The sequence below is a fragment of the Luteibacter sp. PvP120 genome (genome assembly GCF_054055715.1).
Genome location: NZ_JBSRXP010000009.1, coordinates 72,946 through 86,511 on the forward strand (window position 1 = coordinate 72,946; position 13,566 = coordinate 86,511).

Consider the following 13,566-nt stretch of genomic DNA (forward strand, 5'->3'; position numbering starts at 1 on the left):
GTGACCACGTCCGACCTCACCAGCGTCATCGTCGTCCTCGCGGACAGTGGCCCGTTCACCCGCGAGTGCGTCGAACACGCGCTCGCCAGCGAGGTGCCGGTCGAGGTCATCGTGGTCGATAACGGCTCCGCCGACGGCGTGCCCGAATCGCTGGACCGTGCCTACGCCCGCGACGAGCGTGTCCGTGTGGTCTACAACCGGGCCAACCTGGGTTTCGGCGCGGCGGTGAACCGTGGCGCGCTGCACGCGCGCGGCGAACGCCTGCTGGTGTTGAATCCCGACTGCCTGGTGCAGCCCGATACCCTGACGCGCATGATTGCCTATATGGATGTCCATACGGGTATCGTGGGCGCGGTGGTGTGCGACAGCGAAGGGCGTCCCGATCCCGCGTCGCGGCGGCGCGATCCCCTGCTGGCACGCGCGCTGCGTACCAAGCTGGGGCGTGGCGGTGACGGCGGCATCGATATCCACGGACCGATGCCACAGGGTGCCGAGGAGGTCGAGATCGTTTCCGGCGCCATCCTGCTGATACCGCGTAACGTGTTCGAGCGGGTAGGCGGCTTCGACGAAACCTTCTTCCTCCACTGCGAGGACATGGACCTGTGCCGTCGCGTGCGTGACAGCGGTTACCGTGTGCTGCTGGCGGGCGACGTACGGGTGCTGCACGGCAAGGGCGGGTCCAGTCGCCACCGGCCGGTCTTCGTCAGCCGGCACAAGCACCGCAGCATGTACCTGTGGTTCCGGCGCCACGATCCAGCGGCACGCAACCCGCTCGTGCGGCTGATCGTGTGGCTGGGCATCTGGGCGCACTTCGTCGTCAAGATTCCCGGCCAGCTGTTACGCCGGCGCCGGTGAGCGCCGCAAAGGGCAGCGGTGTCGCCACCCTGGGTCTGCTCGCCGTCACGGCGATCTGGGGCTCCACTTTCGTGCTCATCAAGGACGTCGTCGGCCGCATGGCCGTGGTCGATTTCCTGGCCGTCCGTTTCGCCATCGCCGCCGTCGTCATGCTTGCGGTGTTCGCCGTGCCGGTGTGGCGGCTGGGCCGCGTCGAGCGCTTGCGCGGCCTCGGGCTGGGCGTGCTCTACGGCTTCGCGCAATGGCTGCAGACCGAAGGCCTGGCGCTCACCTCGCCCAGCGTCAGCGGTTTCGTCACCGGCATGTATGTCGTCATCACGCCCATCCTCGCCCTGCTGCTGTTCCGCCAGCGCATGCCGGTAAGCACCTGGTTCGCCGCCGTGCTGGCGACGGTCGGTCTGGGCGTGCTCGCGTTGAACGGTTTCACCGTGGACCTGGGCGTGCTGCTCACCCTGGCGTCGGCGGCGCTGTATGCGCTGCATATCGTAGGGTTGGGCCACTGGTCGAAGCCCGGGAGCGCGTTTGGCATGTCCGCGGTGCAGATGGTCGGCATCGCCGCGGTCTGCCTTGCCGCCACCGCGCCCCACCACGGTCCGGCGTTGCCGCCCGACGGCAAGGCATGGGTGGCGGTGCTGTACATGGCGTTGATCGCGGGCGCGTTCGCCCTGCTGGTGCAGACCTGGGCACAGTCGCACATGCCCGCCACGCGCGCGGCCATCGTGATGACCACCGAACCGGTATTCGCAGCGGGGTTTGCCGTGCTGCTCGGCGTGGATGCGCTGACCGTGCGGATGGTGGTCGGTGGCGGGCTGGTACTGGCGGCTATGTACCTGGTCGAGCTGGCGCCGCGCTTTCGTCGGCGTCAGCTGGCTGAGGCTTTGCATCATGAGGTGGGGTAGGGCTCGCCTTCGGCATCGCGTTTGGCCTTGGAGCTTTGGGCTCTGGGGCAAGAGCCGGCGGGTAGCCCCCTCGGGGCCACGCCTGTGGCGACCCGTTGAGGAAAGGCCGCTGGCGCGGCCGTGTATCTGGTTCGCGCACATCGTGCGCTCCTACGCGCGCCATATTCGGGTCGGGCTTCGAACGGGGATTTTCGATTCGCCATCCATGGCTCAGCGAAAATGGCCGGCCGTCCTGGCCGGCCCCGCTACGCGGCCTTGTCCGTTCGAATCCCTCGCCTGCGGCTACCGGCCCCGAGGGGGCTACCCGCCGGCTCTTCCCCAGACTGAGGCAGGTTGTTACGCGAGCGACCGCAGACGTGCAGGGTGTGGCGTCGCCGCTTCGTTGGCTTTTCGCGCACATCGTGCGCTCCTACCCCAGGGGTAGTGCCGGTTGTGGCATATCCAACGCCTGATCTGCCGTCCGGGTAGGAGCGCACGCACGTGCGCGAACCCTCAACGTATCTAAGGCGACCGATGCCATGCGCAACAGGCAGGCGAGCGTTCCCACCCACGAAGCGAAACCCAGCTCTTCGCTCTCCCCACACGCAACCTCAGTGCTGGAAAGAGCCGGCGGGTGCCACCCTCGGGGCCGGTAGCCGCAGGCGAGGGCTTCGAACGGAAAAGGCCCGTCAGGGGGCCGGCCAGGACGGCCGGCCATTTTCGCTGAGCCATGGATGGCGAATCGAAAATCCCCGTTCGAAGCCCGACCCGGCCCGCAGGGCAATAAGCAAACGGCCGCGCCAGCGGCCCTTCGCTAGCGGGTCGCCGCAGGCGTGGCCCCGAGGGTGGCACCCGCCGGCTCTTGCTCGAAGCCCCTGAGGCCAAGAGGCCCCAAAGCCTCGCTTACTTCACCGTAGAGAATTTATAAGTCATGGTGTTCTTGTAAGTCTTGCCTGGATCGAGCCGAGCCGAGCCGAAATCCGGCTGGTTCGGGGTGTCCGGGTAGATCTGCGGTTCCAGCGCAAAGGCGTCGCCCTGGCGATAGATGCCACCCGACTTACCCGACGTGGTGGCGTCAAGAAAGTTGCCGGAATAGAACTGCAGCCCGGGCTGGGCCGACCACAGCGAAAGCACGCGTCCGCTCTTCGGGTCGGTGACGCGTGCCACCTCGCGCGGCTGGGCCGCTTCCTTGCGTGAGATCACCCAGTTGTGGTCGTAACCCTTGCCCAGCACCAGTTGCTGTTCCTTTGCATCGCGTATGTCGCGGCCGATCGGTTTGGCCTTGCGGAAATCGAAGTCCGTGCCAGCCACGTTGCGCACCTCGCCCGTGGGAATGGCCGTGGCATCGGTCGGCAGGTAGGCGTCGCCGGCGATCATCAGCTCCTGGTCCATCACGCTGCCGCGGCCTTCGCCGGCCAGGTTCCAGTAGGTGTGGTTGGTGATGTTGACGATGGTCGGCTTGTCGGTGGTGGCGGTGTACTCGATGGTCAGCTGGTTCTTGTCGTCCAGGGTGTACTTGGCGGTGGTGGTGAGCTTGCCGGGATAGCCCTGGTCGCCGTCCGGGCTGACATAGCTGAGCGTGACGCTGGGCGTGGCCCCGGATTCCACCTTGTCCACCGTCCAGATCACCTTGTCGAAGCCCACCTTGCCGCCGTGCAGCGAGTTGGGGCCGTCGTTGACCGGCACTGTGTACTGCTTGCCGTCGAGGGTGAACGTGCCCTTGGCGATACGGTTGGCGTAGCGACCCACGGTGTCACCGAAATACTGCGGCTTGGCGAAGGTGCCCTTCAGGTCGGGATAGCCGAGCACCACGTCGCCGGGCTTGCCGTTGCGGTCGGGCAGGTCCAGGGCGTACAGCGCGGCACCCAGCGAAAGCACCTTCGCGGTGATGCCGTGGCCGTTGGTGAGGGTGACCAGTGTGACGTCCTTGCCATCCGGCGTGCTGCCGAAGGATGCCTTGGACGCCTCGCCGGCCAGCGCGGCCGCCGATGTCGTCGCAAGCAGGATCGCCGAGATCAGCGCGGATAGCGGTTTCATCACAGCTTGACTCCCTTGAGTTGGTGGTGTCCGACATGACCATATTTGTCGGACAAATGACAAGCTGCGCTGCGTCATCCGGTAACGCCGTTACGTCGTTAGGATGGGCCTTCGTCCTGAGGGGGTGGGGTCATGGCAGCAAGAGCGGCAGGTCCGAAGAGCCTGCATGCGCGGGTGATCGAGGAAATCGGCGAATCCATCGTCGGCGGTGTATTGCGCCCGGGCGATCCGCTGCCAGGCGAGGCGGTGCTGGCCGAGCAGATGGCGGTCAGTCGCACCGTGCTGCGCGAGGCGCTGAAGGTGCTGGGTTCGAAGGGCCTGATCGAGACCCGGCAGAAAACCGGCATGCGGGTGCGCGACCCGCGCTACTGGAACCATCTCGACGCCGACGTGCTTGGCTGGCGTTGCGCGTCGCTGCCCACCGACGATTTCGTCGAGAAGCTGGTCGAGATGCGCGAGATCATCGAGCCTGCCGCCGTCATGGCGGCGGCGCGTCGCCGTCGGCCCGAACAGCTGGAGGCGATCGCCGCCGCGCTGCAGGGCATGCAGGAAACCGACGACCTGGACGACTGGGCCGCGGCCGACCTGCGTTTCCACGAGGCCGTGCTCGAAGCGACCAACAACGAGCTGCTGAGTGCCCTGTTCGCGGTGATCGAAACGGCCCTGGCAACCTTTTTCGTGATGTCAGCCCGCACCGCACCCGACATTGCCTATGCGGTCGCCCAGCACCGGGCGGTGTACGAGGCGATCCGCCGTCGTCGCCCCAACGAGGCGGCCAAGGCGATGCGCACGCTGATCGCGGAATCGCGCACCAACATGCGCAAGAGCCGCCGGCACTGAGCCGGCCGGGTACACGGGGGGCATACGGGCCCGGCTCCACGGTCGTCCCTCAGCAGCAGCGACCGCCCGTGCCGCGATAACGGGCTTCCTGCCGTTCGCGGAAAAACTGCTTGTACGTGGGCACGTCGCGCTCGGGATGGTGCTCGCGCAGGTGCTTCACGTAGACGTCGTAGTCAGGTACGCCACAGCAGAGGCGGGCGGTCTGCACCACTCTTTTCCACCATGAGGGCGGCGTGCCGGCGGAGGTCTGTTTCATGGCCATGTCCTTATTGGGCGACGCTGGACAAGGCGACCCGGGGTTCTTCCTGGGCGGTCGGCCTGTCGACCTGCCAGGCGCGCAGCACGGCGCGCATGGAGAAGAACAGCATGGTCAGCACCAGCAGCATGAACATGGCGGTGAGGGCCATGTCCACGCGGTTGTTGGTGACGATGCGCTGCATGGCGTCTGCGGTTTTCGCCGGCGGCAGCAGGGTGCCCGCGGCGGCGGCATCCGCATACTTCTGCGCGGCGGCGGTGAAGCTGATCTTCGCGTCGAACAGCTTCTGCCAGCCGGCGGTGAGCGTGCAGATCACCAGCCAGGCGGCCGGCACTGCCGGTACCAGCACGTAGCGCTGACGCTTCAGCTTTACCGTCACCACGGTGGCCAGCATCAGGGCGATCGCGGCGAGCATCTGGTTGGCGATGCCGAACAGGGGCCACAGGGTGTTGATGCCGCCCAGCGGGTCGACCGCGCCCTGGTAGAGGAAATAGCCCCACAGCCCGACGCAGATCAGCGTGGCCACCACGTTGCCCAGCCAGGAGTCGGTCTGCTTCAGCGGTGCCCAGGCCATCCCGGCCAGTTCCTGGATCATGAAGCGACCCACGCGGGTGCCGGCATCGACGGTGGTGAGGATGAACAGCGCCTCGAACAGGATGGCGTAGTGGTACCAGAGGGCCATCATGCCTTCGCCCGGCATGATCCCGTGTAACAGCTGCGCCATGCCCACGGCCAGGGTGGGCGCACCGCCGGCGCGTCCCAGGATAGTGCTCTCGCCGATGTTGCGGGCGGTGTCCGTCAGCTCCGCCGGCGTGACCACGAAACCCCAGGCGCTGATCGCCTGCGCGGCGGACTCGGCGGTGGCACCGACCAGGGCGGCCGGCGAGTTCATGGCGAAGTACACGCCCGGGTGCAGCGACGAGGCGGCGATCAGCGCCATGATCGCGACGAACGCCTCCATCAGCATGCCGCCGTACCCCACCATGCGGGCCTCGCCCTCGTTGGCGAGCAGCTTGGGCGTGGTGCCGGAGGCGATGATCGAATGCCAGCCGGAGACGGCGCCGCACGCGATGGTGATGAACAGGAACGGGAACAGGTTGCCCTGGAAGACCGGCCCGCTGCCGTCGATGAAGCGGGTGACCGCAGGCATCTGCAGCGTGGGTGCGGCGATAAAAATGGCCAGGGCGAGCAGGGCGATCGTGCCGATCTTGAGGAAGGTGGACAGGTAATCCCGGGGTGCGAGCAGCAGCCACACCGGCAGCACGGAAGCGAAAAAGCCATAGCCGATCAGCCACCAGGCCAGTGACCGGGCGTCGTAGTCGAACAGGGGAGCCAGCGTCGCCGAATCGGCCACTGCCTTGCCGTACCAGATGGACGCCAGCAACAGCACCAGGCCGATGATCGATACCTCGAGGATGCGGCCTGGGCGCACGTAGCGCAGGTATAGCCCCATCAGCAGCGCGATGGGGATGGTCGCGGCCACGGTGAACGTGCCCCACGGGCTGTGGGTCAGCGCCTTCACCACCACCAGCGCCAGCACGGCCAGCACGATCATCATCAGGACGAGGATGCCCACCATGGCGATGACGCCGGGCACCGCGCCCAGCTCGGCGCGCAGCATGTGACCCAGCGAGCGACCGTCCCTGCGCAGGGAAAGCCCCAGGATCATGAAATCCTGCACCGCGCCGGCGAACACCACGCCGATCAGTATCCACAGCGTGCCGGGCAGGTAACCCATCTGCGCGGCCAGCACGGGGCCGACCAGGGGGCCGGCGCCGGCAATGGCGGCGAAGTGGTGCCCGAACACCACCCACTTGTCGGTGGGCACGTAATCCAGCCCGTCGTTGCGCAGCACGGCCGGCGTGGCGCGGCCCGGGTCCATGCGCAGCACCTTGTCGGCGATCAGGCGGCTATAAAAGCGATAGCCGATCAGGAACACCGCCAGGGAGGCGGCCACCAGCCAGATGGCATTGATCGGCTCGCCCCGGCGGAGGGCGACGACGCCGAGGCACCAGGCCCCCACGATCGCAATGGCGGCCCACAGGATCTTCCCCGCGGGACCGGGTTTCGGAATGGCGTTGTGCATGGTTCGGTGCTCCCCTTGCGGATGGCACAAGGGTCGTCCCGCGCGCGATGGGGGTCAATCGCCGTGGCGCCTTTCGGGCATTAGCCATTGGTCGAATGGTTTTGCGGGCATCCGCATGCCGCGGGCTCGCGAAAGACGCTTGAGCCCGGGGCCTTCCGCCGCCATGCTGGAGGCATCCCCACTCCCCGGGCACGACGATGATCCGCGACATTCTGAAGATGGGTGACGAACGCCTGCTGCGCATTGCGGCCCCGGTGCCCGACGCGATGATGGGCACGGCCGAGCTGGATGCCCTGATCCAGGACATGTTCGACACCATGTATCACGCTGGCGGCGTGGGCCTGGCGGCGCCGCAGATCGGCGTCGACCTGCAACTGGTCATCTTCGGTTTCGACGCCAGCGAGCGCTATCCGGATGCCCCGCCGGTGCCGCAGACGATTCTGCTCAATCCGCTGATCACTCCACTGTCGCAGGACATGGAAGAAGGCTGGGAGGGCTGCCTTTCGGTACCCGGCCTGCGTGGTGCCGTGAATCGTTACTCGCTGATCCGCTACCAGGGTGTGGATCGCAACGGTGCGCCCGTGGATCGCACGGCCGAGGGGTTCCACGCGCGTGTGGTGCAGCACGAGTGCGATCACCTGATCGGGCGGCTGTATCCCTCTCGCATCACGGACTTCGCGAAGTTCGGCTATACGGATGTCCTGTTTCCCGGCATGGACATCGGCGACGACTGAGAAAGTTCGCGGCCGCGGAGGCCTATTCGGCTTCCGCCAGCGCCTCGACTATCACCAGCAAGGCCTTGCGCCGCTCCTTGGGCAGGCGGCTGACCAGTCCGACGAGGCGCAACTGCTCGCGCGAATCGGCACGGTAGAGGGCGGGGCTTTCACGGACGCCGGTCGCGCCGTTCGGTGCGCCCCGGCCGGTGGCCAGCCATTCGAAGTTGACCCCGAAACGGGTCGCCATATCGATCTGGCGTTCCAGTTCCGGCAGGCCCAGATCGCTCAGCCACTTGCGTGCCGTCTCCCGACTGACGTCGAAAAGATCGGCCAGCTGGGTGATGCGGCCGCGGCCTTTCTTCACACCCGCCATGTCCAGCGCAACATGCAGGCGTTGGGAAAAACCTCGGTTCATAGGTGGCATGACTACTCCGGTGGAACGCGGTGGCGCCGTGAGCCGGGTATTGTTGGTTAGCGTACAGCGCCAGCGTAAGGCTTTTGCAGTTGCCAAGTCGTGCAATTTGCGACTGCTTTTTGTTCCGCCTAGCTATGACGGAACGAGTTGATCAATTTTCTCAATTCGTCGGCCGCGCGATGTGCTAGGTCGGCAAAGTCCCCATCGGTGCCAGCGTAGATGATGGCGCGCGAAGATGAAATCATCAGTCCATCGCCGGTGGACGTGCCGCCATGTCTCATCACGGCTTCCACATCGCCGCCCTGGGCACCGATGCCTGGCACCAACAGCGGCATGTCGCCGACCACGGCACGCACCTTGCCAAGTTCGTCCGGCCAGGTGGCACCGGTCACCAGGGCGCAATTGCCGTTTGTGTTCCATTCGCGGGCGACGGTTTCGGCGACGCGGAGGTAAAGCGGCTGCCCGCCGCAGTCCAGCGCCTGGAAATCCTTGCCGCCGGGATTGGAGGTGCGGCACAGCAGGATCACGCCCTTGTCGGCCCGTTCCAGGAACGGTGCGATCGAATCCTGGCCCAGATAGGGGTTGAGGGTAACGGCGTCGGCGTCGTAACGATCGAACGCCTCGCTGGCGTAATGCGTGGCGGTCGAGCCGATGTCGCCGCGCTTGGCATCGAGGATCACGGGAATGCCCGGCTGCGTCGCGTGGACATGCGCGATGACACGCTCCAGCGCGTTTTCGGCACGTTGTGCCGCGAAATGGGCGATCTGCGGCTTGTAGGCGCAGACCAGGCCGGCCGTCGCATCGACGATGGCCCGGCAGAATTCGAATATGCCCTCGTTACCGGACAGGCCGGCAGGCAGGCGACCGGGCTCGGGGTCGAGGCCGACGCACAGCAGGGAGTCGTTGCGACGCCAGGCGTCCCTCAGGGAGGTCATGAAGTTCATGGGTGGCTTCGCTCGAATGAGGTGTGTGGACGTCTTTACATAAAAACACCGGTAGGAGCGCACGATGTGCGCGATTCGCTGTGCGCGCGATTCGCCGTGTACGCGATTCGCCATGTGGCCATCTGCACATCGAAGCGCATGGCCGGCACGATGGCGGGTGTCGCATCATCGCGTTGTTGGCTTCTCGCGCACAGCGTGCGCTCCTACGGCGGTGTTGGTGTTGGTGTGGGTGGTATGGGTATCTGTGTCAGACCAGCTTCTTGTACTTCACGCGCTTGGGGCCGGCGTCGTCGCCGAAGCGGCGCTTCTTGTCGGCTTCGTACTCGTTGTAGTTGCCGGGGAAGAACTCCACGTGGGAGTCGCCTTCGAACGCGATGATGTGCGTGGCGATGCGATCGAGGAACCAGCGATCATGCGAGATGACCACCGCGCAGCCGGGGAACTCGAGCAGGGCGTCTTCCAGCGCGCGCAGCGTTTCGACGTCCAGGTCGTTGGAGGGTTCGTCCAGCAGTAGCACGTTGCCCCCCTGCAGCAGGGTCTTGGCCATGTGCAGGCGACCGCGCTCGCCGCCGGACAACTGCCCGACGATCTTCTGCTGGTCGGTGCCCTTGAAGTTGAAACGGCCGATGTACGAGCGGGACTGGATCTCGAAGTTGCCGATGGTAAGGATGTCCGAACCGCCGGAGACTTCCTGCCACACGTTGTTCTTCGGATCGAGCGCGTCACGGGACTGGTCGACGTAGGCCAGCTTGACCGTGTGGCCGTGCTTGACCTCACCGGTGTCCGGCTTCTCCAGGTTCATGATCATCTTCATGAGCGTGGACTTACCGGCACCGTTGGGGCCGATGATGCCGACGATCGCACCGGGCGGGATCTTGAACGACAGGTCTTCGATGAGCATGCGGTCGCCGAAGGACTTGGTGACGTTCTTGAACTCGATGACCTCCTGGCCCAGGCGCTCACCCGGCGGGATGAAGATCTCGTTGGTTTCGTTGCGGCGCTGGTACTCGACCGAGTTCAGCTCCTCGAAGCGGTTGATGCGCGCCTTGCCCTTGGACTGGCGGCCCTTCGCGGCGGTGCGGATCCAGTCCAGTTCCTTCTGCAGGGCCTTCTGGCGTGACTTCTCCTGGTTGGCTTCCTGCTTCAGGCGCTCGCCTTTCTGCTCCAGCCATTCCGTGTAATTGCCCTTCCAGGGGATGCCGCGGCCGCGATCGAGTTCGAGGATCCACTCGGCGGCGTTGTCGAGGAAGTAGCGGTCATGGGTGACCGCGACGACCGTGCCAGGGTAGTCGTGCAGGAAGGTTTCCAGCCAGTCGACCGACTCGGCATCCAGGTGGTTGGTCGGTTCGTCCAGCAGCAGCATGTCGGGCTTGGACAGCAGCAGGCGGCATAGCGCGACGCGGCGCTTCTCACCGCCGGACAGCGGGCCGACCAGGGCGTCCCAGGGCGGCAGGCGGAGTGCGTCGGCGGCGACTTCGAGCTGCCGCTCCAGCGCGTGGGCGTCGTTGGCGGCGAGAATGCCTTCCAGGGCTTCCTGCTCCTTGGCCAGCTTGTCGAAGTCCGCGCCTTCCTCGGCGTAGGCGGCGTAGACCTCTTCCAGCCGCTTCTGCGCGTCCAGGACCTCGGACACGCCTTCTTCCACGACCTCGCGCACCGTCTTGGCCGGGTCCAGGTCGGGTTCCTGCGCCAGGTAGCCGATCTTGGTGCCGGGGTTGGCCCGGGCCTCGCCCTGGAAGTCCTTGTCCACGCCCGCCATGATCCGCAGCACCGTGGACTTGCCCGAGCCGTTGATGCCGAGCAGGCCGATCTTCGCGCCGGGAAAGAAGGACAGGGAGATGTCCTTGATGATATGGCGCTTCGGGGGAACGATCTTGCTGACCCCGTTCATGGTGTAGATGTATTGCATGCGGCCTCCGGAAGGCGCGGCCGCCTGCCTTCCGACGGGGAAGGGGGCGTCGACGCGTGGGTACAAACCCCCATTATAGCCGTTGTCCCGGGAGAGCAGGCCTCCCGGGACCGGGGTCCCTGCGCCCTACAGGCGGGCGCTCAGGTAATCGCGGATGTTCTGGTCGTTGGCCTTGGTGTAGACCCGGCACGCTGCCTTGCCGATGATGTTGTCGGCCATGTTGGTGACGCAGAAGAAACGGTTCTCGGCGGCCTCGTGCGTGGCTCCGATCAGGTGGCCCACCTCGTGCGCGAAGATGTGCCGGTGCGCGCGGTTGCTGGCGATGGCGGCCCGATACGGCTCGATGGCGCCGCCGAGCACGCCGGAGGGCAGGTTCCGGGGCGGTTCGTTCACGAAAAGGACGAAGCGCGAAAGGTTGTCCACGTGGCCGCCCTGTTCCCTGACGTAACGGGCGCCTGCCGTGGCGATATCCGCAATGCGGCTTTCGGCTTGGCCAGCGTGGTAATCCATGTCGGTCAGGCCGGGAATGCGGTCGCGCAGCGACACCCTGATCGGCATGCCGGGGCGTACGTTGGCTTCCATGTCCTTGATCCACCACGCGGCGTACCAGTTGAGGAACTTGGCGTAGTCGCGCTCGCCGGACCGATCGTGCAGGAAGATCCAGACGTGCAGCGTCTTCTCCGACGGCGCGTCGCTGCCGCCGTACAGCTCGGTCAACTCGTCAGGCTGCTCGTTGCCGGGAAGGAGCAAAAGGTCGCTTCCTTCCAGCCATGGCCACGCGCCTGAGCCGGAGGAAAAGCGGTCCATACGCGGTGCCGCCGCCGGGGTGTCGTCGTCCACGACGACGTCGACGCGGTCGCCCACCCGGATGACGCTGGCCGGGCGGCCGTCGACCTCGGCCAGGTACAGGGTGCCCTGCGTTCCGTCGGGGAAGTCGAGGGCGGTGTTGAGCCGCTCCAGCACGCTGACCCGCTGCGGCATGGCGCCCGGGCGGGACAACAGGACGTCGCTGGGCAGGCCCCCGGCTATCTGGCGGTCGAATGCCTCGGCAATCCGGTCGGGCTGGGCGGGGACGGGGGGCGTCCATGCGGCCAGTCCGGAAGCGATGGCGATCGTGAGCATGAGTGTTTTCATGGGGGTATTCCTTTCCCTACGCGGCAGGATGCGACCGCAGAATTAGCCTACGCACAAGCCAGGGCGATCACCCTAGGAGCTTGCCTAGCGGGATGTAGGTATTTGACTTGATCGTATGTACGTCATCGCTGGCTCCTTGGACCTGCCGGCCAGGGCACCGGGTCCGGTTGATCTGGAAGGTCCCGCAACGCCGTCAGTCGGCGCCGTGTTGTGCGTCATCCGGGCGGGGAAGCGGTGGCAACGCAGGTATCGTCCCCGGCCCTTCCCGCCAACAAGGATGTCTCGATGGTTTCCATGTTCCGCCTGTGCAGGGCACTCGTGCCTGCCCTGGCCCTTTTCCTGCCCTCCGTCGTCCAGGCAACCCCCGAGCCGCCGAACGGCACCGCGAGCGTCGTCGAGCTGTTCGATCAGGCCGTGGACGCTGGCCTTCCCTTCCGCATCTGGATTCCCGACGTGACGATGACACCATCGCCGTTCGCCGGGGAACAGGGTGGCCCTTCACGACCGCGGCGTGCCGTGGGTCCCGGTGCGGGCATCTCCGTCGAGCGGCGCCTGCCCGTGGACCTCCGCCTGTCGCCGCAGGTCGCCGGGGCCATGTACGCCGGGCAACTGAACGGGGAGCGCGCCGTGTTCACACGGGGCGGCGACGGCCTGCACGTGTCCCTCCCGTCCGAGGACGGGGTAACCGTCGTATCTTTCCGGGTCGGGCATGACGAGGCGCGTCGCCACACCTACCCGGCAGGGGACGGCTACGCCGACGAGCCTGCCATCCCGTTCACGGGCGAGCTTTCGATCACGCCCCACCACGTCGAGGACCCGCTCGCCCATCGGCCGACGTTCCACGTGTTCGTCCACGACGATCTTCGCGAGCAGTCGATAGCCGACCTGCATGCGCGATTCGCCGCCTGGTGGCTGGCGGACCTGGTAACCGTGCTGCCCGGCGAGCCGAAGATCGACGTGCGCTATTACACCAGGGTGCCCTGGATCACGGACATGGACTATGAGCATCCGGATGTCCTCGACCGCTTCGCGATCGCCCTGCGACAGCTGAGCCTGCATATCGACTTGCCCTACGGCAAGTCGTACAAACACAAGTTCCTGCTGCTGACGGCCCGCCCCGCGGTGAGCAAGGCGTCCGGACTGGCGCTGGAGGGGCAAAGCGAAGCCGTCGCGACCGTCCAGGGCCGCGTGTCGGTGCTGGCCCACGAATTTGGCCATACGCTTGGGGCGACCCATGAGTCGGCGGCGTCCGGCCGCTTCCGTACCGGGCCATGGAGCCTCATGAACTGGTACCGGTGCGACTCGAACATGCACCCACTGGCGCCATCCACTTTCAGTTGCCTGCGCTATACGCCCGACAACGAACGGGCCATCCGCTCCTACATGCGCCACGGCCCGGTCGCCGAGCGGACGGACCTCTGGCTGGAGCGGCGCTGAGCCCGCGGGTGGGGCAGTGGCCGCAAACCCCGGCGGGCGCTACACTTTCGGTCTTCACTCCC

Annotated in this window: 12 protein-coding genes; 5 read left to right on the plus strand and 7 right to left on the minus strand. The window is 66.3% G+C overall.

Going from position 1 to position 13,566, the window contains the following annotated elements; all coding sequences use genetic code 11:
- Both ACVKN3_RS16625 and ACVKN3_RS16630 read left to right on the plus strand, forming a co-directional pair.
- The gene (locus ACVKN3_RS16625) at positions 1–855 is read left to right on the plus strand and encodes a glycosyltransferase family 2 protein (protein WP_354516262.1); all 855 of its coding nucleotides are present in this window, start codon (positions 1–3) and stop codon (positions 853–855) included.
- On the plus strand, positions 852–1,754 hold the full coding sequence (locus tag ACVKN3_RS16630; protein WP_285403754.1) for a DMT family transporter: 903 nt from the start codon (positions 852–854) through the stop codon (positions 1,752–1,754). The genes ACVKN3_RS16625 and ACVKN3_RS16630 overlap by 4 nt, the downstream gene beginning before the upstream one ends.
- An 882-nt stretch (positions 1,755–2,636) precedes the next feature.
- Here the strand turns inward: ACVKN3_RS16630 and ACVKN3_RS16635 are convergent.
- Positions 2,637–3,770: an aldose epimerase family protein gene (locus tag ACVKN3_RS16635; RefSeq protein ID WP_285405810.1), complete on the minus strand. Its 1,134-nt coding sequence runs from the start codon at positions 3,768–3,770 to the stop codon at positions 2,637–2,639.
- A 132-nt stretch (positions 3,771–3,902) separates the two neighbouring features.
- Here ACVKN3_RS16635 and ACVKN3_RS16640 point away from each other — a divergent pair, with 132 nt between their 5' ends.
- Positions 3,903–4,610 carry a FadR/GntR family transcriptional regulator gene (locus ACVKN3_RS16640; protein WP_285405809.1) on the plus strand — a complete coding sequence of 236 codons (708 nt, stop codon included), beginning with the start codon at positions 3,903–3,905 and terminating at the stop codon, positions 4,608–4,610.
- 49 nt (positions 4,611–4,659) lie between these two features.
- Here ACVKN3_RS16640 and ACVKN3_RS16645 read toward each other — a convergent pair whose 3' ends face one another.
- Both ACVKN3_RS16645 and ACVKN3_RS16650 read right to left on the minus strand, forming a co-directional pair.
- The gene (locus tag ACVKN3_RS16645; protein ID WP_354516259.1) at positions 4,660–4,866 is read right to left on the minus strand and encodes a YbdD/YjiX family protein; all 207 of its coding nucleotides are present in this window, start codon (positions 4,864–4,866) and stop codon (positions 4,660–4,662) included.
- 10 nt (positions 4,867–4,876) lie between these two features.
- Positions 4,877–6,952 carry a carbon starvation CstA family protein gene (locus ACVKN3_RS16650; protein WP_354516257.1) on the minus strand — a complete coding sequence of 692 codons (2,076 nt, stop codon included), beginning with the start codon at positions 6,950–6,952 and terminating at the stop codon, positions 4,877–4,879.
- Positions 6,953–7,149: 197 nt separating this feature from the next.
- Between ACVKN3_RS16650 and def the strand changes: the two genes are divergently transcribed.
- The gene (gene def / locus ACVKN3_RS16655; RefSeq protein WP_036137389.1) at positions 7,150–7,686 is read left to right on the plus strand and encodes a peptide deformylase; all 537 of its coding nucleotides are present in this window, start codon (positions 7,150–7,152) and stop codon (positions 7,684–7,686) included.
- A 22-nt stretch (positions 7,687–7,708) separates the two neighbouring features.
- Here def and ACVKN3_RS16660 read toward each other — a convergent pair whose 3' ends face one another.
- The 4 genes from ACVKN3_RS16660 to ACVKN3_RS16675 all read right to left on the minus strand — a co-directional run bounded on the left by ACVKN3_RS16660 (position 7,709) and on the right by ACVKN3_RS16675 (position 12,067).
- The gene (locus ACVKN3_RS16660; RefSeq protein ID WP_036137387.1) at positions 7,709–8,092 is read right to left on the minus strand and encodes a hypothetical protein; all 384 of its coding nucleotides are present in this window, start codon (positions 8,090–8,092) and stop codon (positions 7,709–7,711) included.
- Between the two features lie 119 nt (positions 8,093–8,211).
- A complete protein-coding gene (gene pyrF / locus ACVKN3_RS16665) occupies positions 8,212–9,027 on the minus strand; it encodes an orotidine-5'-phosphate decarboxylase (RefSeq protein WP_285405806.1) in 816 nt (271 codons plus the stop codon).
- A gap of 247 nt (positions 9,028–9,274) precedes the next feature.
- On the minus strand, positions 9,275–10,933 hold the full coding sequence (ettA, locus tag ACVKN3_RS16670) for an energy-dependent translational throttle protein EttA (RefSeq protein WP_285405805.1): 1,659 nt from the start codon (positions 10,931–10,933) through the stop codon (positions 9,275–9,277).
- 126 nt (positions 10,934–11,059) lie between these two features.
- Positions 11,060–12,067: a hypothetical protein gene (locus ACVKN3_RS16675; protein WP_285405804.1), complete on the minus strand. Its 1,008-nt coding sequence runs from the start codon at positions 12,065–12,067 to the stop codon at positions 11,060–11,062.
- A gap of 285 nt (positions 12,068–12,352) precedes the next feature.
- Here ACVKN3_RS16675 and ACVKN3_RS16680 point away from each other — a divergent pair, with 285 nt between their 5' ends.
- Positions 12,353–13,504 carry a hypothetical protein gene (locus ACVKN3_RS16680; RefSeq protein ID WP_354516254.1) on the plus strand — a complete coding sequence of 384 codons (1,152 nt, stop codon included), beginning with the start codon at positions 12,353–12,355 and terminating at the stop codon, positions 13,502–13,504.
- Positions 13,505–13,566 lie beyond the last annotated feature (62 nt).